At 68.8% G+C, this 22913-nt stretch carries 23 protein-coding genes; 12 read left to right on the top strand and 11 right to left on the bottom strand.

The genetic code is table 11. From position 1 onward, the window contains the following. Nucleotides 1–26: 26 nt before the first annotated feature. The 4 genes from ACE3PU_RS04150 (at nt 27) to arfB (ending at nt 3797) form a co-directional block, all read left to right on the top strand. A complete protein-coding gene (locus ACE3PU_RS04150) occupies nt 27–1502 on the top strand; it encodes an amidohydrolase (protein ID WP_374386945.1) in 1476 nt (491 codons plus the stop codon). Beyond that, nucleotides 1502–2842, top strand: coding sequence for an amidohydrolase family protein (locus ACE3PU_RS04145; RefSeq protein WP_374386943.1), 1341 nt, complete (start codon nt 1502–1504; stop codon nt 2840–2842). The genes ACE3PU_RS04150 and ACE3PU_RS04145 overlap by 1 nt, the downstream gene beginning before the upstream one ends. A 98-nt stretch (nt 2843–2940) precedes the next feature. Beyond that, the gene (locus ACE3PU_RS04140; protein ID WP_374386941.1) at nt 2941–3399 is read left to right on the top strand and encodes a YaiI/YqxD family protein; all 459 of its coding nucleotides are present in this window, start codon (nt 2941–2943) and stop codon (nt 3397–3399) included. Continuing rightward, a complete protein-coding gene (arfB, locus tag ACE3PU_RS04135; protein ID WP_374386939.1) occupies nt 3396–3797 on the top strand; it encodes an alternative ribosome rescue aminoacyl-tRNA hydrolase ArfB in 402 nt (133 codons plus the stop codon). Before ACE3PU_RS04140 ends, arfB begins: the two co-directional genes overlap by 4 nt. On the opposite strand, the gene nth is transcribed toward arfB, so the two are convergent. The 3 genes from nth to ACE3PU_RS04120 all read right to left on the bottom strand — a co-directional run bounded on the left by nth (nt 3794) and on the right by ACE3PU_RS04120 (nt 6824). Then, on the bottom strand, nt 3794–4483 hold the full coding sequence (gene nth / locus ACE3PU_RS04130; protein WP_374386965.1) for an endonuclease III: 690 nt from the start codon (nt 4481–4483) through the stop codon (nt 3794–3796). The genes arfB and nth overlap by 4 nt on opposite strands. A gap of 63 nt (nt 4484–4546) precedes the next feature. Then, nucleotides 4547–5932: a bifunctional glutamate N-acetyltransferase/amino-acid acetyltransferase ArgJ gene (argJ, locus tag ACE3PU_RS04125; protein ID WP_374386937.1), complete on the bottom strand. Its 1386-nt coding sequence runs from the start codon at nt 5930–5932 to the stop codon at nt 4547–4549. Between the two features lies 1 nt (nt 5933). Next, the gene (locus tag ACE3PU_RS04120) at nt 5934–6824 is read right to left on the bottom strand and encodes a peptidyl-prolyl cis-trans isomerase (RefSeq protein WP_374386934.1); all 891 of its coding nucleotides are present in this window, start codon (nt 6822–6824) and stop codon (nt 5934–5936) included. A 240-nt stretch (nt 6825–7064) separates the two neighbouring features. Between ACE3PU_RS04120 and secA the strand changes: the two genes are divergently transcribed. From secA to ACE3PU_RS04095, 5 genes are all read left to right on the top strand, one after another. Next, nucleotides 7065–9914 carry a preprotein translocase subunit SecA gene (gene secA / locus ACE3PU_RS04115; RefSeq protein WP_374386932.1) on the top strand — a complete coding sequence of 950 codons (2850 nt, stop codon included), beginning with the start codon at nt 7065–7067 and terminating at the stop codon, nt 9912–9914. A gap of 25 nt (nt 9915–9939) precedes the next feature. Continuing rightward, nucleotides 9940–11100, top strand: coding sequence for an aminotransferase class V-fold PLP-dependent enzyme (locus ACE3PU_RS04110; protein WP_374386930.1), 1161 nt, complete (start codon nt 9940–9942; stop codon nt 11098–11100). Nucleotides 11101–11171: 71 nt separating this feature from the next. Then, nucleotides 11172–11873, top strand: coding sequence for a glutathione S-transferase N-terminal domain-containing protein (locus ACE3PU_RS04105; protein ID WP_374386928.1), 702 nt, complete (start codon nt 11172–11174; stop codon nt 11871–11873). A gap of 67 nt (nt 11874–11940) precedes the next feature. Then, nucleotides 11941–12336, top strand: coding sequence for a DUF3597 family protein (locus ACE3PU_RS04100; protein WP_374386926.1), 396 nt, complete (start codon nt 11941–11943; stop codon nt 12334–12336). Between the two features lie 13 nt (nt 12337–12349). Beyond that, a complete protein-coding gene (locus ACE3PU_RS04095; protein ID WP_374386923.1) occupies nt 12350–12556 on the top strand; it encodes a KTSC domain-containing protein in 207 nt (68 codons plus the stop codon). 9 nt (nt 12557–12565) lie between these two features. Here the strand turns inward: ACE3PU_RS04095 and ACE3PU_RS04090 are convergent, their stop codons facing one another. Further along, nucleotides 12566–13363: an enoyl-ACP reductase gene (locus tag ACE3PU_RS04090; RefSeq protein WP_374386963.1), complete on the bottom strand. Its 798-nt coding sequence runs from the start codon at nt 13361–13363 to the stop codon at nt 12566–12568. Nucleotides 13364–13502: 139 nt separating this feature from the next. Continuing rightward, nucleotides 13503–14621 (bottom strand): alanine dehydrogenase, encoded by a 1119-nt coding sequence (gene ald, locus ACE3PU_RS04085; RefSeq protein WP_374386921.1) that lies wholly within the window; start codon nt 14619–14621, stop codon nt 13503–13505. Between the two features lie 145 nt (nt 14622–14766). On the opposite strand from ald, the gene ACE3PU_RS04080 reads away from it, so the two are divergent. Beyond that, the gene (locus ACE3PU_RS04080; protein WP_374386919.1) at nt 14767–15243 is read left to right on the top strand and encodes an Lrp/AsnC family transcriptional regulator; all 477 of its coding nucleotides are present in this window, start codon (nt 14767–14769) and stop codon (nt 15241–15243) included. 44 nt (nt 15244–15287) lie between these two features. Beyond that, nucleotides 15288–15782, top strand: coding sequence for a hypothetical protein (locus tag ACE3PU_RS04075; protein WP_374386917.1), 495 nt, complete (start codon nt 15288–15290; stop codon nt 15780–15782). A gap of 3 nt (nt 15783–15785) precedes the next feature. Here the strand turns inward: ACE3PU_RS04075 and ACE3PU_RS04070 are convergent, their stop codons facing one another. The 6 genes from ACE3PU_RS04070 to ACE3PU_RS04045 form a co-directional block, all read right to left on the bottom strand. Then, complete coding sequence (locus tag ACE3PU_RS04070) at nt 15786–17237, bottom strand: NAD-dependent succinate-semialdehyde dehydrogenase (protein WP_374386915.1); 1452 nt, start codon at nt 17235–17237, stop codon at nt 15786–15788. Between the two features lie 42 nt (nt 17238–17279). Continuing rightward, entirely contained in the window at nt 17280–18932 is a 1653-nt protein-coding gene (locus ACE3PU_RS04065; protein ID WP_374386913.1) for an MFS transporter, read from the bottom strand. 120 nt (nt 18933–19052) lie between these two features. Continuing rightward, entirely contained in the window at nt 19053–19190 is a 138-nt protein-coding gene (locus ACE3PU_RS04060; protein ID WP_374386911.1) for an entericidin A/B family lipoprotein, read from the bottom strand. A gap of 92 nt (nt 19191–19282) precedes the next feature. Next, entirely contained in the window at nt 19283–21040 is a 1758-nt protein-coding gene (locus ACE3PU_RS04055; RefSeq protein WP_374386909.1) for a sensor histidine kinase, read from the bottom strand. A gap of 6 nt (nt 21041–21046) precedes the next feature. Continuing rightward, nucleotides 21047–21658, bottom strand: coding sequence for a sigma-70 family RNA polymerase sigma factor (locus tag ACE3PU_RS04050; protein ID WP_374386906.1), 612 nt, complete (start codon nt 21656–21658; stop codon nt 21047–21049). Further along, nucleotides 21655–21858 carry a NepR family anti-sigma factor gene (locus ACE3PU_RS04045; RefSeq protein WP_374386904.1) on the bottom strand — a complete coding sequence of 68 codons (204 nt, stop codon included), beginning with the start codon at nt 21856–21858 and terminating at the stop codon, nt 21655–21657. The genes ACE3PU_RS04050 and ACE3PU_RS04045 overlap by 4 nt, the downstream gene beginning before the upstream one ends. 199 nt (nt 21859–22057) lie before the next feature. Between ACE3PU_RS04045 and ACE3PU_RS04040 the strand changes: the two genes are divergently transcribed. After that, the gene (locus ACE3PU_RS04040) at nt 22058–22852 is read left to right on the top strand and encodes a response regulator (RefSeq protein WP_374386902.1); all 795 of its coding nucleotides are present in this window, start codon (nt 22058–22060) and stop codon (nt 22850–22852) included. The last annotated feature ends 61 nt before the right edge of the window (nt 22853–22913 follow it).

Below are 22913 nucleotides of genomic sequence, written 5' to 3'. Positions count from 1 at the left end.
GCGCGTCAGTGGGAAAAGGGGTTTCGATGATCGGACATCGTCTGCGGGGCGTCAGCCTCGCGGTCCTCGCCAGCGCCGTGCTTGCGGCCTGTGCGACGACGGAGGGCGCATCCAGCGCCGATGCGGCGGACGCCAAGCCGCGCGAGCGCGCCTTGGCGACCGGGCTGGACCTCGCCGCCAAGCCTGATCCCTATCCCTCGACCTATCAGGGCCTGCCGCGCGAGAACTTCGCCGTTGTGGGCGCGACCGTCCTGACCGGCACGGATCGCAAGATCGAGAACGGCGTGGTCGTGGTCACCGACGGCACGATCGCCGCCGTGGGCGACGCCCAGACCCCGGTGCCGGGCGGCCACCGCGTCATCGACGGGCGCGGCCGCTATGTGACCCCCGGCGTCATCGACGTGCACAGCCATCTGGGCGTCTACCCGTCGCCCGGCGTCATGGGCATGAGCGACGGCAACGAGGCGACCAGTCCCAACACCGCCCAGGTCTGGGCCGAGCACTCGGTCTGGCCGCAGGATCCGGGCTTCAACACCGCCCGCGCCGGCGGCGTGACGACGCTGCACATCCTGCCCGGCTCGGCCAATCTGTTCGGCGGCCGCGGCGTCACCCTCAGGAACGTGCCGTCCATCACCATGCAGGGCATGAAGATGCCCGGCGCGCCCTACACCGTGAAGATGGCCTGCGGTGAAAACCCGTCGCGCGTCTATGGCGGCCGCAACCAGAGCCCGGCCACCGGCATGGGCAATGTCGCCGGCTATCGCGCCGCCTTCATCGCCGCGCGCGACTACAAGGCCAAGTGGGACAAGTGGCGCGAGGACGGCGAAGGCAGCCCGCCGACCCGTAACCTTCAGAACGAGACGCTGGCCGGCGTGCTGGACGGCTCGATCCTGGTGCAGAACCACTGCTACCGGGCCGACGAAATGGCCGTGATGATGGATATCGCCGAAGAGTTCGGCTACCGCATCTCGACCTTCCACCACGCCACCGAGGCCTACAAGCTGGCGCCGCAACTGGCCCAGGCTGGCATCTGCGCGGCCATGTGGACCGGCTGGTGGGGCTTCAAGATGGAGGCCCTGGACGGCATCGAGGAGAACGCCGCCCTGGTCGATGCGCCGCAGGGCTCCTGCGCCGTCATCCACTCCGACGACCCGATCCTGACGCAGCGCCTGAACCAGGAGGCCGCCGCCGCCCTGTCGGCTGGCCGCCGCGCGGGCCTGAACATCTCGGAGGAACACGCCATCGGCTGGATCACCTCCAACGCCGCCCGCGCCATCGGCATCGCCGATCAGACCGGATCCCTGGAGGCCGGCAAGCGCGCCGACGTGGTGATCTGGAGCGCCGATCCCTTCTCGATCTACGCTCGCGCCGACCAGGTCTTCATCGACGGCGCCCTGAGCTTCGACCGCATGAACCCGGCCTATCAGCCGACCAGCGATTTCGAGCTGGGCCAGCCGGGCTACGCCCTGACCGCCGCAAACGTCGCCGAAGGAGCCCGCTGATGCGCCTCTCGCACCTGATCGCCGGCGCCGTCGCGGCGCTGGCCGTTTCCGCTCCCGCGCTCGCGCAGCAGACCGTGGCCATCGTCGGCGGCCGCGTCCTGACCGGGACGTCCGTGATTGAGAACGGCACGGTCGTGATCCGCGACGGCCGGATCGCCTCGGTCGGAACCGGCGGCGCGCCCGCCGGCGCCCGCATCATCGACGCGGCGGGCAAGGTCGTGGCGCCCGGCTTCGTCGCCGTCGATTCCGGCCTGGGCGGCTCCGAGGTCAGCTCGGTGCGCGGCACGAACGAGCTGCGCAACGCCTCCAACAGCCTCAGCGCCGCCTTCGACGTGTCCTACGGCCTGGACCCCTGGTCGTTCACCCTGCCCGTGGCCCGGCTGGGCGGCGTGACCCGCGCGGTCGTCGTGCCTCAGCATCCCGGCTCGTCCGGCGGCCACTATCACGAGGACGAGACGGCGGGCGTCGGCGACGGCGGCCTGCACGAGCCCGGCCTCTTCGCCGGCCAGGCGGCGATCGTCCATCTGGCGCAAGGTCAGGACATCCTGGTCAAGCCGCGCGTGGCCATGGTCGCGCCGTTCGGCGAGGCCGGGGCCGGCGTCGCCGGCGGCGCGCGCGGGGCCGAGTTCGTCCTGTTCAAGGAGATGCTGGCCGAGGTCCGCCTCTACGCCCGCAACAAGTCGGCCTATGAACGGGCGGGTCTGCGCGACCTGATGCTGTCGCGCGCCGACCTGGAGGCGCTGATCCCGGTGGCCAACGGCGACATGCCGCTGATCGTCAGCGTCAGCCGCGCCTCGGACATCCTGCAGGTGCTGCGCCTGGCGCGCGAGGAGGGCGTCAAGGTCATCCTGGACGGCGCCGAGGAAGGCTGGCTGGTCGCCGACCGCATCGCCGCGGCGAACGTGCCGGTGCTGCTGAACCCGACCGACAACCTGCCCAACGACTTCGAGATGCGGGCGGCGCGGATGGAGAATGCGGCGGCGCTGAACGCGGCGGGCGTGACCATCGCCATCAAGGGCAACGAGGGCTCGACCCACCGCGCCCGCGAGGCCCGATACAACGCCGGCAACGCCGTCTCGCACGGCCTGCCCTATGACGCGGCCATCGCCGCCCTGACGGTCAATCCGGCCCGCATCTTCGGCATGGCCGGCCAGTTCGGCCAGATCGCCCCGGGCGCCGCCGGCGATGTGGTGGTCTGGTCCGGCGACCCGCTGGAGCCGCTCAGCCAGCCGTCGGCGGTCTTTGTCGGCGGCGTCGAGCAGCCGCTGGAAAGCCGCGCCCTGCTGCTGCGCGACCGCTACCGCCAGCAGACGCCGATGCCGCCGGCGTATCGGAACTGACGGATGGGGCGGGGCTTCGGTCCCGCCCTTTTTCTTTTGGGGCGTATCGTCAAGATAGCGGGCCTCGAGCAGCGCGAAGCGCGATAGATCCGACCGGCATGCCCACGACCCTCTACATCGACGCCGACGCCTGCCCGGTGAAGGAGGAGGTCTATCGCGTGGCGCGGCGCTACGGGCTGAAGACCTATGTCGTCTCGAACGGCTGGATGCAGGTTCCGCGCGAGGCGCTGATCGAGCAGGTCGTGGTGGACGCCGGACCCGATGTCGCCGACGACTGGATCGCCGAGCGCGCGGGCGTCGGCGACGTGGTGATCACCGCCGACATCCCGCTGGCCGATCGCTGCCTGAAGGCCGGGGCCCAGGCGCTGAAGGCCAACGGCCAGCCGTTCACGCCCGATTCCATCGGCTCGGCCCTGGCCGGGCGGATGGTGGGGGAGCATCTGCGGTCCATGGGCGTGCCGACTTCTGGCCCGCCGCCGTTCTCGGCCGCCGACCGATCGCGCTTCCTGCAGGCGCTGGACCAGGCCGTGGTCAAGGCGCGCAAGGCCGCCCCATGACGACCATTCCGGAGGAGGAGCTGGAGTTCCGCTTCTATCGCGCGGGCGGGCCGGGCGGGCAGAACGTCAACAAGGTCTCGACCGCCGTGCAGATGCGGTTCGACGTCCGCAACTCCCCCAGTCTGACGGAGCCGGTAAAGACGCGGCTGATGAAGCTGGCGGGCAGTCGGCTGACGCTGGACGGCGTGATCCTGATCAACGCCGTGCGTCACCGCACCCAGGAGCGGAACCGCGCCGACGCCATCGAACGGTTGCAGGCGCTGGTGGACGAGGCCTCGATCAGACCGGTCTATCGCGTGCCGACCCGCCCGACCAAGGCGTCGAAGGAACGGCGGCTGAAGGCCAAGACAACGCGCGGCGCGATCAAGTCCGGCCGGGGCAGGCCCCCGCTGGACTAGGCGCGCGCCTCGCCCAGCGCCTGCAGCCCCGCGCGCGACGGGCACAGGTCGGCGATGACGCAGCCGGGGCAGTTCGGCTTTCGCGCCGTGCAGGTGTAGCGCCCGTGCAGGATCAGCCAGTGGTGCGCCTTGGGCAGCCAGTCCTCGGGCACGACGCGGAACAGCTGCGCCTCCACCTTGTCCGGCGTCGCGGCGTTGGCCAGGCCCAGGCGGTGCGAGACGCGGAAGACGTGGGTGTCCACGGCGATGGCCGCCTCGATCCCCAGTTCGTTCAGCACGACGGACGCCGTCTTGCGGCCGACGCCGGGCAGGGCCTGAAGGCCTTCGCGCGTCAGCGGAACCTCGCCGCCGTACTGATCCAGCACCATGCGGCTGAGCGCGATGACGTTCTTCGCCTTGTTCCGGTACAGGCCGATCGAGGCGATGTAGGGGACCAGCCCTTCCTCCCCCAGCGCCAGCATCTTCTCCGGCGTGTCGGCGACCTTGAACAGCCGTTCCGTCGCCTTGTTGACCGAGACGTCGGTGGCCTGGGCCGACAGGGCGACCGCCACGACCAGGGTGTAGGGATTGCTGAAGTTCAGCTCGGTCTTCGGATCGGGCATGACGCCGCTGAGGCGTTCGAAGATGGTCTCCACCCGTTCGGTGTCGGGCGGCCATCCCAGCACAGAAATGGCCGCGCCGGTCATCACCGCCGGGCGGCGCGGCGCAGGCTTGGCCGCGGGCTTGGCTGGGGGCTTCCGGGCCACGGCCTAGCTGCGATAGTCGCCGTTGATCTCGATGTAGCCCTTGGTCAGATCGCAGGTCCAGACCGTCGCCGAGGCGCGGCCCGAGCCCACGTCGACGGTGATGTCGATCTCGGACTTCTTCATGTAGGCGCTCATTTTCGCCTCGTCGTAGGTCGGCGAGGGCGCGCCGTCGATCGCCGCCTGGTGGGCGCCGAACCGGATAGCCAGGCGGTCCCGGTCCACCGGCTCCTCGGTCTTGCCGACGGCCATGACGACGCGGCCCCAGTTGGCGTCCTCGCCGGCGATGGCGGTCTTGACCAGGGGGCTGTCGGCGATCGACTTGGCCAGTTTGCGGGCCGAGGCGGGGCTCGCGGCGCCGTCCACCGTCACCTTGACGAACTTGGTGGCGCCCTCGCCGTCTCGCACCAACTGGTGGGCGAGATCCAGCATGACCTTGTCCAGCGCCGCCGAGAAGCTCTTCAGGCGACGGTCGCCGACGCGGCCGATGCGCGGCGCGCCGCTGGTCCCCGTGGCGAACAGCAAGGCGGTGTCGTTGGTCGAGGTGTCGCCGTCGACCGTCACGCTGTTGAAGGTCGTGCGCACGTGCAGCCCCAGCAGCGCCTGGAGCACGTTCGGATGGATGTCTGCGTCGGTGACGATGAAGGCCAGCATGGTCGCCATGTCCGGCGCGATCATGCCGGATCCCTTGGCGATGCCGGCGATGCGCACCTTGTAGCCCTCGATCTCGGCCTCGGCGTACGAGCCCTTGGGAAAGGTGTCGGTGGTCATGATGCCGGCCCCGGCCTTCGCCCAGGCGTCGGCGTCCAAGCCCTGCTCGACCTCTTGAAGCCGGGCCGCGATCTTCTTGTCGTCCAGCACCACGCCGATCACGCCGGTCGAGGCGAGCATGACGTCGCGCTGGCGGCAGCCGAAGCGCTTGGCGACTTCCGACGCGGTGCGCCGGGCGGCGTCGGCGCCGGCCTTGCCGGTGAAGGCGTTGGCGCAGCCGGCGTTGACCACCAGGGCGCGCACGTCCTTGCCGCCGTCGGCGCCGGCCAGGTGCTTCTTGCACCAGTCGACCGGAGCCGAGCCGATCTTGTGACGGGTGAAGACCCCCGCGCAGCTGGTCCCGCGCGCGAAGCGGAACACCACCAGGTCGTCGCGCTCGTGCTTGTAGAAGCCCGCGCGCGCGGTCGCGATCTCGACCCCGCCGATCGGCGGGATGGTCGGAAAGGGCACGGCCAGGGGCGAAATCTTCAGGCCCGGCTTGCCGGCGGCCGGCGGCTCGACGGCTTCTGTCGCGGCGCCCGGCGTCCGGGTCGCCCGCTTCAGCGCCGAGGCGAAGGGGTCGAGCGCCTTTTCGAAGGCCTGTTCGATCTTCTGGCCGGTCTTGGAGGGTGGTTTGGTCATGTCATGCGGCCGGGGTGGGAGGGGAGGCGGGGGCCGCCTGGTCGGTCGGCAGCAAAACATCGACCTGGGCCTTGCCGCGCAACTGCTCCAGAAGCTGGCGCACGCCCTCGTAGGTCAGGTAGCGGACGATCTGCGGGCGGGCCTGCTCCAGCGTGGGCGGGTTTTCCTTGCGCCGGTCCTCGACCCGAAGAACGGCCCATCCGCCTTCGGTCTGGAAGGGCCCCACGGTGGCGCCGGCGGGTTGGTCGCGAAGGGCGTTGGCGTAGGCCTGGGGCATGACGTCCAGGGTCGAATAGCCCAGGTCTCCGCCGGAGAACCGGGTGGCCTCGTCGATCGAGCGTTCGGTCGCCACCGCCTCGAAGCTGGCGCCCTGGCCCAGGATGCCGACGACGGCGTCGGCCTCGGGCTTGGTCCGCGACAGGATCAGCCGCAAGCGGTACTCCTCGGAGGTCCGGGCCAGCCGCAGCTGCTCGTTGTACAGCGTTTGGACCGCCTGGTCGGTGATCGTGCCGTTGACGACGCTCTCCACCAGCATGTCGCCCAGGATGCGCTCGCGCGTCGCTTCCAGCCGGCGCTGGGCCAGCGGCGAGGCGTCGAGCCGCCGCCGGGCGGCTTCCCGCGCCAGCAGCTTCTGGTCGATCACCTCGTCCAGGACTCGGCGGAAAAGGTCGGACGTCGCGTCCAGCGGTTCGCCTTCGCCCACCAGGCCCTGGGCCACGGCCTCGCGCCGCACGTCGGAGGCCCAGATGGTCTGGTCCTGAACCCGAGCCACCGCCTGGTCGCCCGGCTCGGGCGGCCCGTCCTCGCCGCCGCGCGAACAGCCGGCGACGGCCAGGCAGGCCGTCATCGCCGCGACGGCGAGAAGGGAGAACGGTCGCCGGAACAGGGTCAATGGGGCGCTCCGTCGCTGGGGCGTGAAAGCCCTCGCGTTGACAGGGATAAGGCCGGTGCTTAAGTCCCGCCTGCGCCCAAGTCGAGGGGTTTTGATCGTCTGCGCGGCCCTTCGCGCGCGCCCGTCGCGGCGGTTTCGGGGCCGCCATCGGTTCGGGCCCCTCTCGCGGCGTCCGTATCGCCGCCCCCATCAGGGATTCCAGAGCCGCTCTTCGACGCTCGACCGCCCATCGGACCCAATATGCTCGGCTTCGCCAAGAAACTCTTCGGCTCTTCCAACGATCGCAAGGTCAAGGCCTTCCAGGACCAGGCCCAGCGCATCAATGCGCTGGAGCCGAAGTTCGCCGCACTGTCCGATGACGAGCTGCGGATGATGACCGACGCCTTCAAGGACCGACTGGCCGGCGGCCAGAGCCTGGACAAGATCCTGCCGGAAGCCTTCGCCGTGGTGCGCGAGGCGTCCAAGCGGGTGCTGGGCCAGCGCCAGTACGACGTCCAGCTGGCCGGCGGCATGATCCTGCACGAGGGCGGCATCGCCGAGATGCGGACCGGCGAAGGCAAGACGCTGGTGGCCGTCGCCCCCGTCTATCTGAACGCTCTGACGGGCAAGGGCGTGCACGTCATCACCGTCAACGACTATCTGGCCCGGCGCGACGCCGAGACCATGGGTCGCGTCTATCGCTTCCTGGGCCTCGAGGTCGGCGTCATCGTCAACGGGCTCAGCCAGGGCCAGCGCCAGGCGGCCTACAACGCCGACGTCACCTACGGCACCAACAACGAGTTCGGCTTCGACTACCTGCGCGACAACCTGGTCTATGACCGGCGCGAGATGGTGCAGCGCCCGCACAACTTCGCCATCGTCGACGAGGTCGACTCCATCCTGATCGACGAGGCGCGCACCCCGCTGATCATCTCGGGCCCGACCGAGGACCGTTCGGACCTCTACAAGATCCTGGACGGCCTGGTGAAGGAGCTGATCCAGGACAAGGCCACCTATGACCTGGACGAGAAGCAGAAGCAGGCGCTGCTGACCGAGCTGGGCTCGGAGCGCATCGAGGAGATGCTGGAGAAGGGCGGTCACTTCGCCGCCGACACCACGGGCCTGTACGACGCCGCCAACATCAGCCTGGTGCACCACACCAACCAGGCCCTGCGCGCCAACACCCTGTACCAGCGCGACAAGGACTACATCATCAAGGGCGGCGAGATCGTCCTGATCGACGAATTCACCGGGCGCATGATGACGGGCCGCCGCCTGTCCGAAGGCCTGCATCAGGCCATCGAGGCCAAGGAAGACGTCAAGATCCAGCCCGAGAACCAGACCCTGGCCTCGGTGACGATCCAGAACTATTTCCGCCTGTACGAGAAGCTGTCCGGCATGACCGGTACGGCGGCGACCGAGGCGCAGGAGTTCCTCGACATCTACAAGATGGACGTGCTGGAGGTGCCGACCAATCGCCCGATCCAGCGCAAGGACTTCGACGACGAGGTCTATCGCACCGCCCGCGAGAAGAACCTGGCGATCGCCAGACAGGTGGCCGAGTGCCACCTAAACGGCCAGCCGATCCTCGTCGGCACCGTTTCCATCGAAAAGTCGGACGACCTGTCCAAGCTGCTTCAGACCTATGAGCACAAGGTCGAGGTCTCCCGCACTCTCAAGCCTGCCTTCCAAGGCAACGAGAAGGAAGCGCAGAAGGTCGGCGACGCGGCCTATGACATCGTCTGGGAGACCAAGCTGCGCGGGGTGCCGCACAGCGTGCTGAACGCCCGCGAGCACGAAAAGGAAGCCTACATCGTGGCGGACGCCGGCCTGCCCGGCGCGGTGACCATCGCCACCAACATGGCCGGCCGGGGCACCGATATTCAGCTGGGCGGCAACCTGGAAATGCGCATGCAGCGCTGGCGCCAGGAGTTGCGCAACCTCGCGCAAGAGGTCACGCCGGAGATGGAAGCGGCCAAGGAGGCCGAGTTCAAGGCCGACATCGCCGTCCAGAGAGAGAGGGCGCTGGCCGCCGGCGGCCTGTTCGTGCTCGGCACCGAGCGTCACGAAAGCCGTCGCATCGATAACCAGCTGCGCGGCCGCACTGGCCGTCAGGGCGACCCCGGCGTGTCGAAATTCTACCTGTCCTGCGAGGACGACCTGCTGCGCATCTTCGCCGGCGATCGCCTCGACTCGATCATGAAGACGTTCGGGGTCGCGGAAGGCGAGGCCATCACCCACCCCTGGCTGAACCGCGCCATCGAGACCGCCCAGAAGCGCGTCGAAACCCGCAACTACGACATCCGCAAGAACCTGCTGAAGTACGACGACGTCGTGAACGACCAGCGCAAGGCGGTGTTCGAGCAGCGCCAGGAGTTCATGGACTCCGAGGACCTGTCGGAACTGGTCGGCGATTTCCGCCGCGACGTGGTGTCGGATCTGGTCGAACGCTACATGCCGCCCAAGGCCTATGCCGAGCAGTGGGACATCGACGGCCTGGACGAAAAGGTCCGCTCGACCCTGGGTCTGGAACTGCCGCTGCATGACTGGGCCGCCGAGGAAGGCGTGTCCAACGAGGAGATCGAGGAGCGGCTGCTGGCCGCCGCCGACGCCCGCGCCGCCGAACGCCTGGAACAGATCGGCGCGGACCAGACCCGCGGTCTGGAAAAGCAGTTCATGCTGCAGATGATCGACATGCAGTGGCGCGAGCACCTGGTCCACCTGGATCACCTGCGCGGCGTCATCGGCCTGCGCGGCTATGGCCAGCGCGACCCGCTGAACGAGTACAAGACCGAGGCCTTCTCCCTGTTCGAGAGCCTGCTCTACGATCTGCGCCACAACGTCACGCGCTGGCTGATGACGGTCGAGTTCCGCTTCCAGCCGCCGCCGGAACTGCCCGAGTTCCAGGAAATCCACCTGAACCCCGGCACCGGCGAGAACGAGATGGACAATCCGTCAGCCCAGAATCCGGAGGGCATGCTGATCGGCGACGACCGCGCCAAGCTGCCGGTCGAGATGCTGCCGCCCGGCTGGGAAATGACCGGCCGCAATGCGCCGTGCCCCTGCGGCTCGGGTCGCAAGTTCAAACACTGCCACGGGGCGCTGGTCTAAGGCGGCTGATCGGCTAGGAAGAGGGATGACCCACAAGTCCCTCTTCTCCCGCGCCCTCGCTCTCGCGCCGGAAAGGCTGCACTTCGCGGCCCACAGCCATCATCTGTGGCCGGATGCGAGCTTCGAGGCGCAGCAGCAGGCGTGGCTGGACGCCAACATCCATGCGGACCGCAAATGGGACCTGATCTTCGGCGACGTGATCCCCGAAGCCCAAGGCCACGTCGCGGCCGAGTTGAACCTGCCGTCCCTGGACAGCCTGGTCTTCTCCTCCAACACCCACGACCTGCTGCTGCGGGTGTTCTCGGGCTTCGAGACCAAGCCCGTGCGCATCCTGTCGACGGACGGGGAATTCCACTCGTTCCGCCGTCAGGCCGACCGCTGGCAGGAGGCGGGCGAGGCGGTGGTGACGCGTGTGCCGCTGGAGCCGTTCGACACCTTCGCCGACCGCTTCGTCGAGGCCGCCCGCGCGGGCGGTCACGACTGGATCGTGGTCAGCCAGGTCTTCTTTCGCACCGGCGGCCTTTTCGACCGCATCGCCGACCTGGCTGACTTGGCGCGGCCGGAAGGGCCCTGGGTGCTGGTCGACGGCTATCACGGCTTCATGGCGACGCCGACGGACCTGTCCGCCGTGGCGGGCCAGATCTTTTATGTCGCGGGCGGATACAAGTACGCCATGGCGGGAGAGGGCGCCTGTTTCCTGCACGCCCCTGAAGGCTTCGCCCCGCGCCCGGTCGTGACGGGCTGGTTTTCCGAGTTCGGCGATCTGTCGGGCCCGCCCGGCGGGGTGCAGTACCGCAGCGACGGCGGCCGCTTCTGGGGCGCCACGTTCGACGTCTCGGCCCTCTATCGCTTCAACGCCGCGCGCCGAGCCCTGGCGGACGCGGGGCTGGACACCGCCGCCGTCGCCGATCATTCGCGCGGCCTGGCGAGGGCGTTCGAGGCGGCGATCCGATCCGGGCGCGCGGGTCGCCTGGCGGAGGCGGACATCCTCAATCCGGTTCAGGGCGACGCGCCGCGCGCCCGCTTTCTGGCCCTGCGCCATCCCCAAGCCGCGGACTGGCGGGCGCGGCTGCTGGACGCCGGCGTGGTCAGCGACGTGCGCGACGACGTGATCCGTTTCGGCTTCGGCCTGTATCAGGACCACGGCGATCTGGACCGCCTGATCCAGGCTGTCCACGCCCTGTAAAGGGAACGGCGACGGTTGCGGAAGTGCGGGCAAGCGCCACATTGGACGCATCGACAAACCGGGCCGAACCCATGACCGATCTTTCCGACTTCCCGATCACCCGTCGCTGGCCGGCGCAGCATCCCGATCGTCTGCAGCTCTATTCGCTGAACACGCCCAACGGCGTGAAGGTCTCGATCATGTTGGAAGAGATCGGCCTGACTTACGAGCCGCATTTCATCGACATCACCAAGAACGAGACCTGGGGGCCGGAGTATCTGTCGCTGAACCCCAACGGCAAGATCCCCGCGATCCTCGATCCCGATGGTCCGGGCGGCAAGCCGCTGGCGCTGTTCGAATCCGGCGCCATCCTGATCTATCTGGCCGAGAAGACCGGCAAGCTGCTGCCGACGGATCCGGCGCTGCGGTACGAGACGATCCAGTGGGTCATGTTCCAGATGGCGGCGATCGGCCCGATGTTCGGCCAGGTGGGCTTCTTCCACCGCTTCGCCGGCAAGGACTATGAGGACAAGCGCCCGCGCGACCGCTACGTCGCCGAGAGCCGTCGCCTGCTGGGCGTGCTGAATGACCGCCTGGACGGACGCGACTGGATCATGGGCGACTACTCGATCGCCGACGTCGCCACCCTGGGCTGGGTGCGCAATCTGATCGGTTTCTACGAGGCGGGCGAACTGGTCGGCTTCAAGGACTTCCCGAACGTCGCCGCCTGGCTGGAGCGCGGGCTGGCCCGCCCGGCCGTGCAGCGCGGACTGGAGATTCCGGCGCGCGTGTGACCCAGGCCTGAACCGTCGTCCGTCGGTCGCGTTGTCTCGCCACACTCACTCCAGGAGCGCGCGACCGATGGGCATCTTCTCTTCGATCTGGAACAAGATCACCGGCCACAAACCCAAGGCGGCCCCGAGACCTGCGCCCACGCCCTCCAGCGTCCCCCCGACCCCCAGCGCCGCGCCGATCCCGACCGCGGCCCCCGCCCTGCCGCCCGTCGACGTCGAGGCGGTGCTCAGCGATCTGGCGGAATCCAAGGGCGGCGGCGGCAACTGGCGCACCTCGATCGTCGACCTGTTGAAGCTGCTGGACCTCGACTCCAGCCTCGCCGCCCGCAAGGAACTGGCCGAGGAGCTGAACGTCCACGCCGGCGAGCACGGCTCGGCCGAGCAGAACATCGCCCTGTCCAAGGCGGTCTGGAAGAAGCTGGCCGAGAACGGCGGCCAGGTCCCGGCTTCGCTGCGGGACTGACGACGGCGGCGCGATGCCCTCCAGCGTCATTCGCGGCTTCAGCTACGATCCTGCGCGGCGGCGGCTCAGCGTGACGTTCGTGTCGGGCGACGCCTATGACTATCGCGACGTGCCGCCCGAGGTCGCGGACGACTTCCGGGCGGCCTTTTCCAAGGGACGCTTCTTCAGCGCGAAGATCCGCGACCGCTATTCGTTCGACCGCCGGCCGGGCGGCGGCTAGCCCCGGCCTTCAGCCCTCGATGTCTTCCGGCAGACCGACAGCGTGGAAGCCGGCGTCGACGTGCACCACTTCGCCCGTGGTGGAGCGGCCCAGGTCCGAGCACAGCCACAGGGCGGCGCCGGCGACGCCTTCCATCGAGGTCTCTTCCTTGATCAGCGAGAACTGCGCCGACTTGGAATGCAGGCCGCGTCCGCCCGAGATGCCGGCCAGCGACAGGGTGCGCATGGCGCCCGCGCTGATCGCGTTGACGCGGATGTTCTTGGGGCCCAGGTCGCGGGCGATGTAGCGGGTCGCCGCTTCCAGCGCCGCCTTGGCCACGCCCATGGTGTTGTAGTTCGGGATGACCCGTTCCGACCCCAGATAGGTCAGGGTGATCATCGAGCCGCCGTTCGGCATCAGTTTCGCCGAGCGCCTGGCCACGTCGACGAAGCTGAAGGCCGAGATGTTCATGGCCAGGAGGAAGCTGTCGCGGGTGGTGTTGTCGACGAAGGAGCCCTTCAGCTCGTCCTTGTTGGCGAAGGCCACCGAGTGGACGACGAAGTCGATCGTGCCGAATTCCTTCTCCAGCTCCTCGAACGCCTTGTCCATGGAGGCGTCGTCGGTGACGTCGGCCTGGATCAGCAGCCGGGCTCCGACGCTTTCGGCCAGCGGACGCACGCGGCGCTCCAGGCTTTCGCCCAGATAGGTGAAGGCCAGCTCGGCCCCCTGGGCGGCCAGCTGCGAGGCGATGCCCCAGGCGATCGAGCTGGAGTTGGCGACCCCCATGATCAGGCCCTTCTTGCCCTTCATGAGTTCGCCGGTCGGCATGTCCCAGCCTTCGGAAGCGGCCATGGTTCGTCTCCTGATGATTTGCGCGGAGGGTTAGCAGGGGCTGCGTCGAACCGGAACCCTCTTGAGCGGCGCCGCCCGCGTGGACTGGCGGGCGGCGACCGTCCCAGCGGTACGATCAGCCGTGCGCCCAGACGCCGAACGGGTCGGACCATTCCATGCCCAGAGCCTGGGCCACCGCCGGGTAGGTGATCTCGCCCTTCAGCACGTTCAGGCCGCGCGCCAGGTGCGGATCGGCCTTCAGCGCGTCCAGCCCCTTGTTCGCCAGGGCCAGGCCGAACGGCAGGGTGGCGTTGTTCAGCGCTTCCGAGCTGGTGCGCGGCGCGGCGCCAGGCATGTTGGCGACGCAATAGTGGACCACGCCGTCGATGACGTAGGTCGGATCCTCGTGGGTCGTCGGCTTGGAGGTCTCGAAGCAGCCGCCCTGGTCGATGGCGACGTCGACCAGCACCGAGCCCGGCTTCATCTTCGCCAGATGCTCGCGCTTGACCAGCTTGGGCGCCGAGGCGCCCGGCACCAGCACGGCGCCGATGACCACGTCGGCCTTGACGATCTCTTCCTCGATCGCGCCGATCGAGGAATAGCGGGTGATGACGCGGCCGCCCGTGACCTCGTCGATATAGGCCATGCGCGGGATGGAGCGTTCCAGCACCACAACCTCGGCGCCCAGGCCCATGGCCATGCGCGCCGCGTTCAGACCGACGACGCCGCCGCCCAGCACCAGCACGCGCGCCGGCGCCACGCCCGGCACGCCGCAGAACAGCAGGCCCATGCCGCCGTTGTGCTTCAGCAGGGTCTCGGCGGCCGAGAAGACGGCGATGCGGCCGGCGACTTCCGACATCGGCGCCAGCAGCGGCAGGCCGCCGCGCGCGTCGGTCACGGTCTCATAGGCCACGGCGGCGCATTTCGACGCCAGCAGGCCCTTGGTCTGCTCGGGATCGGGCGCCAGGTGCAGGTAGGTGTAGAGGATCTGGTCCTCCCGCAGCATCTCCCACTCGACCTGCTGCGGCTCCTTGACCTTCACGATCATGTCCGCATTGGCGAAGATGGTCGCGGCGTCGGCGACGATGGCCGCGCCGGCCTTCTGGTAGTCGGCGTCGGTGAAGCCGGCGCCCATGCCGGCCCCGGCCTGGACGGACACGGTGTGGCCGTGGGCGACGTATTCGCGCACCGCCGTCGGCGTCAGGCCGACGCGGTGTTCGTTCTTCTTGATTTCGCTGGGAACGCCGACGCGCATGGAAGCCTCTCCTTGGGGTTGGGAGCGTCCGTCTCTGCGGGCGGATCGCGGTTGGCGCAGATATAGCGCCGAGCGAAGCGCAGAATCCTGTTCATTTCGCGGCCTGATCGCCGTACAGGCGCAGCATCTGCGAAGGATTGAGCCCTTGAAGACCGTTTCCGCCGTCGAGCTGGACCCCATCGACAGAAAGATGCTCCGTCTGCTGCAACAGGACGGCCGCATCACAAACGCCGATCTGGCCCGTCAGGTCGCCCTGTCGGAAAGCGCCTGCCTGCGACGCCTCCGCGCGCTGGAGGCGGCCGGCGTCATCAGCCGCTATGCCGCCGTGATCAACGAGCGCGCCGTGGGTCTGCCGATCAGCGTCTTCGTCACCGTGACCCTGTCCTCCCAGTCCGAGGCCGCCCTGTCCGCATTCGAACAGGCGGTCGCCGCCGCGCCGGAGGTTATGGAATGCTATCTGATGACCGGCGGCGCCGACTATCTGCTGCGGCTGGTGGTGAAGGATGTCGATGATCTGGAGCGCCTGCACGCCAAGACCCTGACGCGCCTGCCGGGGGTGCACCGGGTTTCGTCCAGCGTGGCGATGCGGTCGGTGGTCAAGCGCGGCGCCTTGCCGGTCTGACGGTCCATCCCCAGATCGAAAGGTGACGCTTCGTTGGGGAGATCATGGATCGCGACGTCTTTATCTGGTCGGGGCTGGCGCTTGTTGCGGCAATGGTCGCGACGCCGGCGCTTCTGGCGGGCGGATTTCCGCTGCTTCCCCTCTTCTTCGCGGGGGTCGCGCTGGCGGGTGCGGCGCATTCGGGCAGCCGCGCGCTGGTGATCGGCGTCGCCCTGCGGCTTCTGTCAGGCGGCGCCTTGCGGACGGCCGTGGTGGTCCTGGGCGCGCTGATGCTGATCCAGCTGTTGCCGATCGAACTGGCGTTGCTGATGGCCGGCGACGTCCTGGCCTATGTCGAAGTCCTGGCCGCCGTCAGTCTGATCGCCGCCAATACGCGGGTGCGTGAGGTGCGCCGGGGGATCGGGCGGCGCCTCGACCGATGGCGGCGGACGGCGACGGCCCGCGTGCGTCGTCGCGGCTCGCGATCCGTCCGGCCCGTCAGGCCCCGCAGTCCGCCGTCCGCCGACGACGACCCCTCCGGCGTCTGGGCGTTCGCCTGACGCCTATTTCAGCGCCAGGGTCACGGTTTTGACGTCCACATATTCGTCGACGCCGTGGATGGAGCCCTCGCGGCCGTAGCCGGACTGCTTGACCCCGCCGAAGGGCGCGACGGCGGTGGAGATCAGGCCGGTGTTGACGCCGCACATGCCCGCCTCGATCCGGCGGCTGAACCGCATGGCGCGGTCCAGATCGCGGGTGAACAGGTAGGACGCCAGGCCATAGTCGCTGGCGTTGGCTTTCTGCAGAGCCTCATCCTCGGTGTCGAAGGCGAAGATCGGGATCATCGGGCCGAAGGTTTCCTCCTCGCGGAACAGGCGATCATCGCCGCCCAGGGTCACCGTCGGCTGGAAGAAGCGCCCTCCCAGTTCGTGCCGCGCACCGCCGGTCAGGACGCGGCCGCCGTCGGCCTTCACCGCCGCGACGTGCTTCTCGACCTTGTCTATGGCCTTGTCCTCGATCAGCGGGCCGACCTTGACCCCGTCGTCGAACGCGCTCCCGACCTTGATCTTCGCCACCTCCGCCGCAAGTGTCTCAGCGAAAGCGTCGGCGACCGACCGCTCGACATAGACGCGGTTGGGGCAGACGCAGGTCTGGCCTGAGTTTCTGAACTTGCCCTTGATGGTCTCGGCGACCGCCAGGTCCAGATCGGCGTCGGCGAAGACGATCAGGGGAGCGGCGCCGCCCAGCTCCATCGACACCCGCTTCAGGGTGGGGGCGCACTGCTCCGCCAGTTTCCGACCCACGCCGGTCGAGCCGGTGAAGGACATCTTGCGGATCAGGGGACTGTCGGTCAGCGTCCTGCCGATCACCGACGCATCGCCGGTGACGATGGACAGGGCGCCCTTGGGCAGTCCGGCCTGATAGGCCAGCTCGGCCAGGGCGATGGCGGTGAAGGGGGTCTGGCTGGCCGGCTTGACCACGGCGGTGCAGCCGGCGGCGAAGGCCGGCCCCAGCTTGCGCGTCAGCATGGCGGCGGGAAAGTTCCACGGCGTAATCAGCGCGCAGGGGCCGACCGCCTCGCGATAGGTCAGCAGCAGATGGCCCAGCGGGCTGTCCTGCGTCTCGCCGATCAGCCGTTCCGCCTCGCCGGCGAACCATTTGATGAAGCCGTTGGCGTAGGTCACTTCGCCCTTGGCCTCCTCGAACGACTTGCCGTTCTCCAGCGCCATCAGGGCGCCCAGCCCGTCAGTATTCTCATCGATCAGTTCGGCCCAGGCGCGCAGGAAGGCGGCGCGCTTGTGCGGGTCCGACCGTGACCAGGCGGGAAAGGCGTCGGCGGCCGCCTGGACGGCCCGGTTCGTCTCCGCCTCGCCCAGGTCCGGCACATGACCGATGACCGCGCCGGTCGCGGGGTCGTCCACGGCGATCCCCCCGCCGTTCGCCGCGATCGGTTCTCCGGCGATCAGGGCGTGCTGGCGCAGCAGGGCGAGGCCGGCGTCGCGGGGGCTGGTCATTGGCTGGGGCTCCGAGGTTCGAGTTCGGGGTGATGAACGCGCTCAGTCCCCGATGGTGTCCAGGTTCCGGCCCCGCGTCTCGGGCATGAAGACCAGGGTGACGACGATGGCGATGGCGGTGAAGACCACTGAGTACCAAAGGCCGAAGTAGATATCGCCCGACGCCGCGGCCAGGGCGAAGCTGGCCGCCGGCAGCAGCCCTCCGACCCAGCCCGTGCCGATGTTGTAGGGCAGGCTCATCGCCGTATAGCGCACCCGCGTCGGGAACAGCTCGACCAGCGCCGCCGCCTGCGGGCCGTACAGGGCGCATGCGGCCGTCATGAAGACCATCAGGATCAGGAAGACCAGCGGCAGGTTGATCCGCTCGGGATCGGCCCGGTCCGGGTAGCCTGCGGTCGCCAAGGCGCTCTTGATGCGCGTCTCGACATCGGCCCGGGCCATCTTCAGCTGGTCGGCGGGCAGGCCCGCGCCCTCGACGGACGCCACCTCGGCCGCGCCGACGCGGACCAGGGCGGTTGAGCCGGCCGGCGCGGCCACGGTCTCGTAGGATACGCCGGCGTTGGTCAGGATGTTCTTGGCGATGTCGCAGGCGCTGACGAATGCCGATTTGCCGACCGGATCGAACTGGACGGCGCAGGTTGAAGGGTCGGCGACGACCGTGACGGGCGCGCTGGCCTGCGCCTGCGCCAGGGCGGGATTGGCCGCGCGGGTCAGGGCTTGGAAGCCGGGGAAGAAGGCGATCAGGGCCAGGATCATGCCGAACAGCATCACCGGCTTCCTGCCCACCCGGTCCGACAGCCAGCCGAAGAAGACGTAGAGGAAGGCCGACGCCAGCGACACCGCCAGGATCAGACCGTCGACCGTGCCGACGTCGATCTTCAGCATCCGCTCCATGAAAAAGCGGGTGTAGAAATAGCCGCAGTACCAGACCGCCCCTTGGGCGAACATGACGCCGAACAGGGCGATCAGGACAAAGCGGCCGTTCTTCCAGGTCAGGAAGGCCTCGCGATAGGGGGCGCGGCGCTGGCCGCCGGCCGCCTCCATGCGGCGAAAGGCCGGGCTTTCGTTGAGCTTCAGCCGGATCCACAGCGAGATGGCCAGCAGCAGGCCCGACAGGATGAAGGGGATGCGCCAGCCCCAGGCGTCGAACGCCTCCACCCCGACGATCAGGCGCGTGGTCAGAATGACCACCAGGGCGCCGATCAGGCCCAGGGCCGCGGTGGTGTTGATCCAGCTGGTCATGAAGCCGCGATTGTGCGGCGCGGCGTGCTCGGCGACATAGATGGCCGCGCCGCCGTATTCGCCGCCCAGGGCGAACCCCTGCAGCACCCGCATCAACAGCAGCAGCGCCGGCGCCGCCAGGCCGATCTGGCCATAGTCGGGCAACAGGCCGATGGCCACGGTCGCCAGCCCCATCATGGTGATCGTCACCAGGAAGGTGGTCTTGCGCCCCACCTTGTCGCCGAACCAGCCGAACACCAGGGCGCCCAGCGGCCGCACGACGAAGCCGACGCCGAAGGTCAGCAGCGCCAGGATGTAGCTCGTCGCCTCGCCCACGTCGGCGTAGAAATGGCGCGCGATGACGGTGGTCAGCGAGCCGAAGATGAAGAAGTCGTACCACTCAAACGCCGTGCCGGCGGCCGAGGCCCCCACCACGGTCTTCAGGCCCGGTTCGCGGGCGGCGGCGTCGGCCATGCATCCCTCCTGACGCCATCTGACGGGCGTTTCGGCGCGAGCCTAGCCGTAGGTTCCGGATACGAAAAGGCCCCGCCGCACGAAGCGACGGGGCCCTGAAACCTGTTGCCTAGGCCGTAATCAGCAGGCGCGGCCTTCGGCGCAGTTCTCGACGGCCGAACCAGCGGCCTGGGCGTCTTCGCCGACACCGGCGACAGTGTTGCAGGCGGCCGTGGTCAGGGCGGCGGCGGCGGCGAACAGGACGAAAATCTTGCGCATTTGTGTATCTCCGACAAGGCCGGCGCGAGGGTCGCCGGTTCTGCAGCACACAACGCGACCCAGACTTGGCGGTTCCGGCTGCCGTGAAGCTTTTAGACGGCGGCGGCGGGGCGGATCGCCTCGGGGGTGGCGAAGGTCATCCGAGCGATGGTGCCGCCGCCTGGCGCCGGGGTCATTTCCGCCTCGCCTCGAAGCTGTTTGGCGAAGGCGCTCATCAGTGTCCGACCGACCCCGACCTCCTGCGCGTCGGGCGCGCCCGGGCCGTCGTCCTCGACCTCCAGCACGCTGGTGTCGCCCCGGACGCGGAAGCGAACCTTCAGTTCGCCGCCTCGGCCGACGAAGGCGTGCTTCTGCGCGTTGGAGATCGCCTCGACCAGCCAGAGCGCCAGGGGCGCCAGCTTGTCCGGATCGACATACAGGCTGTCGGCGTCGACGGAGCTGATCACCATCGGCCCGCGTCCGGCCTCGGCGGCGACCAGTTGCCCGACGAGTTCGGTCAGGAATTCGCGCGCGTCCGCATGGCGCACGTCGTCGCTCTGATAGAGGGTGCGGTAGATCAGGGCCAGGGCGGATATCCTCTGGCGCGTGTCGCCCAGCGCCGCCTTGGCCGAAGCGTCTGCGACGGCGCGCTGCTGCATCGACAGCAGCGAAGAGATGATCTGCAGGTTGTTCTTCACGCGGTGATGGATCTCGCGCATCAGCGCGTCCTTCTCCGCCAGCGAGGCCGTCAGGGACCGGTCGCGAACGGTGATCGCCTCGGCCATCTCGTCCAGCGTTCGGGCCATGACGCGGATTTCGGACGGGGCGTTCATCGCCTGGACGGGCCGGACAGAGAATCGGCCCTTGGCGTAGATGGCGGCGACCCGCTCCAGATAGTCCAGCCAGCGAATGAACAGGCGCTCCGACAGCAGCATGACCGCGGCGAAGGCGGTCAGCCAGGCGCCCAGCGGCAGCAGCAGGGCGCCGATCGGATTCAGGCGCGCCCACGACAGCAGGCCAGGCGCCGGCGCCGACAGCAGGGCGTAGAGGTCGCCTCCGGCCAGGGCGGCGCCCGCATAGTCGCGGCGCTGCCCGCGGCTGTCCCTGGTCTCGAACACGGCCGAACCGTCGCTGCGGGCGCGCGCGACCCAGCCCGCGACATCGCCTCCGCCCGACAAACGGAAGGCGGCCGGGTCGCTGGCGGTGATCAGCCGGCCCTCGCCGTCGGTCAGCGCGGCCTGCGCGCCCGTCGGCAGGGCAGGGTCCGTCACGTCGGGCTGAAGCGAAGACAGGGGAATGACGGCCGCCATGGCGCCGTCGAACCGGCCCATGGGCCGCTCGGCGCGAATGGCGACGATAAGGCCTGGCGGATAGTCCGAGTCCGGCGGCGCGCGCATGACGACAAGATCGGCGCCGTCGCGCAGACGCGCGAACCATTCGGATTGAAGGGCGGGCGCGACGCCCGACCGGAATCCCTCGGGGCGGCCCGAGGCGCAGACCGCCTGACCCGTCGGACTGATGCGGTACAGGCCTTCATAGCCCTCCAGGTCATCGACCAACGCCGACAGGCGGGGCGCGCAGTAGGGACCGATCGAGGCCGGGCTCAGGGCGCGGAGCAGGACCTGGGCGCTGTCCAGGCGCGCCTTGGCGCTGGCGGCGCTGCGTTCGGAAGCCAGCTGAAGATCGACCCGGCGCGCCTCGGCCTGCTGGCGGAAATCGGCCTGGGTCTGGATCAGGCTGAGGATGAAGATCGGCAACAGCGCGGCCGCCATGGCCAAGCCCAGGCGGAATCGGATGCCCTGGAAGCGGTCCGGCCGCCAGCCGAAGCGCCGCCTTGCAGGCCGCGCCGGCGCTGTGGGTTCGCCGGACACCAAACTCTATTCCCGGGCGCCGCTCAGGCGATCCGCTTCTCCCAGGATGCTGCGCATGGCGTCGCCCGCCGCCTTGCCGTCGCGGGCGTAGCCGCCGCGCTCCAGCGTGGCCAGCAGCGCGCGCCGCGCGCGGCTGACGCGGCTCTTCACCGTACCGACGGCGCAGCCGCAGATCTCGGCCGCTTCTTCATAGGCGAAGCCGCCCGCGCCGACCAGGATCAGGGCTTCGCGCTGTTCTTCCGGCAGGGTCTTCAGCGCCTGACGAAGCTCGTCCAGGGCCACCGGCGCCTCGGGATCGTCGACGGCGACCAGGGTTCGCTCGGCGGCTTCCTGGTCAAGCTGCGACTGGCGCCACGACCGGCGCTTCTCGGAATAGAACTGATTGCGCAGGATCATGAAGGTCCAGGCCTTCATGTTGGTGCCCATCTGATAGCTGGCGCGCGCATCCCACGCCTTCATCATGGCGTCCTGCGCCAGGTCGTCGGCGGCCGTGGGGTCGCCGGTCAGGGTGCGCGCGAACGCCCGCAGATGCGGGATCAGCGCCACCAGCTGCGTCTTGAAGGCGTTGTCATCGCTTGACGGCGGCTTGGGGGCCGCGCCCAGGCGGGACGCGCTCATGCGCCACCTTCGCCCGAGCGTGAATCGGCGCGCTTCAGGATATCCAGGAACTCGTCAGGGACGGGTTCGTTGACGACCTCGTCGAACATATGGCGCAGCTTCACGCCAATCGCCTGCTGGCGAAGCCGGGCCTCTTCAAGTCCGGCCGTCCCCGCCTTGCCGCCTTCGTCGCGACGCGAGGAATCAGAAGAATCAGTCATAGATAGAACACCGCCCACCCAACATGCAGTGCAGAAATGCAGCGTCGATAACGCCGCCCCCGGCGCCCGGTTCCTGCCTTACCGGGATTTAATGCTCAAGCTTATTCGGTGGCGCGGAACCGCTACGTCTCTGATACGTTGTCCTCCGCTGTAGCGCCCTCCCTTGGTTGGGAGGGCCATAGTCGGGGAATTCCGGAATATGAGCCTTCTGGCCAGACTTGCGCCGCATCTGCCCTATGTCCGCCGTTATGCGCGGGCGCTGACGGGCGACCAGGCGACGGGTGACAACTACGTGCGGGTGGCGTTGGAGGCGTTGGCCGCGGGCGAACAGCAGCTGTCGCCCGACATGACGCCGCGCGTCGCTCTTTATCACGTGTTCCACGCCATCTGGGTCTCGACGGGCGCCCGTCTGGAAGACACCAGCGGCGTGGAGGCGCGCGACGACGCGTCGCAACGCCTGCTCCGTATCGCGCCGCGCTCGCGTCAAGCCTTCCTGCTGACTGCGCTGGAGGGCTTCACGCCGTCCGAGGCCGCCCAAATCCTGTCGGCCGACCCGCGCGAGGTCGAGCGCCTGATCGGCGAGGCCCAGTCTGACATCGACGCCGAGCTGGCGACCGACGTCCTGGTCATCGAGGACGAAGCCATCATCTCGGCCGACATCCAGAGCCTGGTCAAGGAACTGGGGCACCGCGTCACCGGCGCCGCGACCACCCACGACGAGGCGATCGACGCCGTGGCCCGCCACAAGCCCGGCCTGGTGCTGGCCGACATCCAGCTGGCTGACGGCTCCTCCGGCATCGATGCGGTCAAGGACATCCTGAAGAGCATGGATGTGCCGGTGATCTTCATCACCGCCTTCCCCGAACGCCTGCTGACCGGCGAGCGTCCGGAGCCGACCTTCCTGATCACCAAGCCGTTCCAGCCGGAAACGGTCAAGGCGGCGATCAGCCAGGCGCTGTTCTTCCATCCTTCGCGTCAGAAGGAAGCGGCCTGATCGGGATCGCCAGAGCCTGAACGCAAAAAACCCCGGAGCGACGCTCCGGGGTTTTCTGTTT

It is taken from the genome of Brevundimonas sp. (assembly GCF_041911375.1).
GTDB lineage: Bacteria > Pseudomonadota > Alphaproteobacteria > Caulobacterales > Caulobacteraceae > Brevundimonas.
Note: the sequence above shows the minus strand (reverse complement) of the source record. Positions and strands in the feature narration are given on the sequence as shown.

Bases quoted from the DNA above. Each gene is read 5' to 3' on its own strand.
- ACE3PU_RS04110 (WP_374386930.1), top strand. From the start codon at position 9,940: ATGACCCACAAGTCCCTCTTCTCCCGCGCCCTCGCTCTCGCGCCGGAA.
- ACE3PU_RS04090 (WP_374386963.1), bottom strand. From the start codon at position 13,363: ATGCCGACCGGCGAACTCATGAAGGGCAAGAAGGGCCTGATCATGGGG.
- ACE3PU_RS04100 (WP_374386926.1), top strand. From the start codon at position 11,941: ATGGGCATCTTCTCTTCGATCTGGAACAAGATCACCGGCCACAAACCC.
- ACE3PU_RS04140 (WP_374386941.1), top strand. From the start codon at position 2,941: ATGCCCACGACCCTCTACATCGACGCCGACGCCTGCCCGGTGAAGGAG.
- ACE3PU_RS04060 (WP_374386911.1), bottom strand. From the start codon at position 19,190: ATGCGCAAGATTTTCGTCCTGTTCGCCGCCGCCGCCGCCCTGACCACG.
- ACE3PU_RS04070 (WP_374386915.1), bottom strand. From the start codon at position 17,237: ATGACCAGCCCCCGCGACGCCGGCCTCGCCCTGCTGCGCCAGCACGCC.
- ACE3PU_RS04075 (WP_374386917.1), top strand. From the start codon at position 15,288: ATGGATCGCGACGTCTTTATCTGGTCGGGGCTGGCGCTTGTTGCGGCA.
- ACE3PU_RS04145 (WP_374386943.1), top strand. From the start codon at position 1,502: ATGCGCCTCTCGCACCTGATCGCCGGCGCCGTCGCGGCGCTGGCCGTT.
- ACE3PU_RS04045 (WP_374386904.1), bottom strand. From the start codon at position 21,858: ATGACTGATTCTTCTGATTCCTCGCGTCGCGACGAAGGCGGCAAGGCG.
- secA (WP_374386932.1), top strand. From the start codon at position 7,065: ATGCTCGGCTTCGCCAAGAAACTCTTCGGCTCTTCCAACGATCGCAAG.
- arfB (WP_374386939.1), top strand. From the start codon at position 3,396: ATGACGACCATTCCGGAGGAGGAGCTGGAGTTCCGCTTCTATCGCGCG.
- ACE3PU_RS04050 (WP_374386906.1), bottom strand. From the start codon at position 21,658: ATGAGCGCGTCCCGCCTGGGCGCGGCCCCCAAGCCGCCGTCAAGCGAT.
- ACE3PU_RS04040 (WP_374386902.1), top strand. From the start codon at position 22,058: ATGAGCCTTCTGGCCAGACTTGCGCCGCATCTGCCCTATGTCCGCCGT.
- argJ (WP_374386937.1), bottom strand. From the start codon at position 5,932: ATGACCAAACCACCCTCCAAGACCGGCCAGAAGATCGAACAGGCCTTC.
- ACE3PU_RS04105 (WP_374386928.1), top strand. From the start codon at position 11,172: ATGACCGATCTTTCCGACTTCCCGATCACCCGTCGCTGGCCGGCGCAG.
- ACE3PU_RS04065 (WP_374386913.1), bottom strand. From the start codon at position 18,932: ATGGCCGACGCCGCCGCCCGCGAACCGGGCCTGAAGACCGTGGTGGGG.
- ACE3PU_RS04095 (WP_374386923.1), top strand. From the start codon at position 12,350: ATGCCCTCCAGCGTCATTCGCGGCTTCAGCTACGATCCTGCGCGGCGG.
- ACE3PU_RS04150 (WP_374386945.1), top strand. From the start codon at position 27: ATGATCGGACATCGTCTGCGGGGCGTCAGCCTCGCGGTCCTCGCCAGC.
- ald (WP_374386921.1), bottom strand. From the start codon at position 14,621: ATGCGCGTCGGCGTTCCCAGCGAAATCAAGAAGAACGAACACCGCGTC.
- nth (WP_374386965.1), bottom strand. From the start codon at position 4,483: ATGACCGGCGCGGCCATTTCTGTGCTGGGATGGCCGCCCGACACCGAA.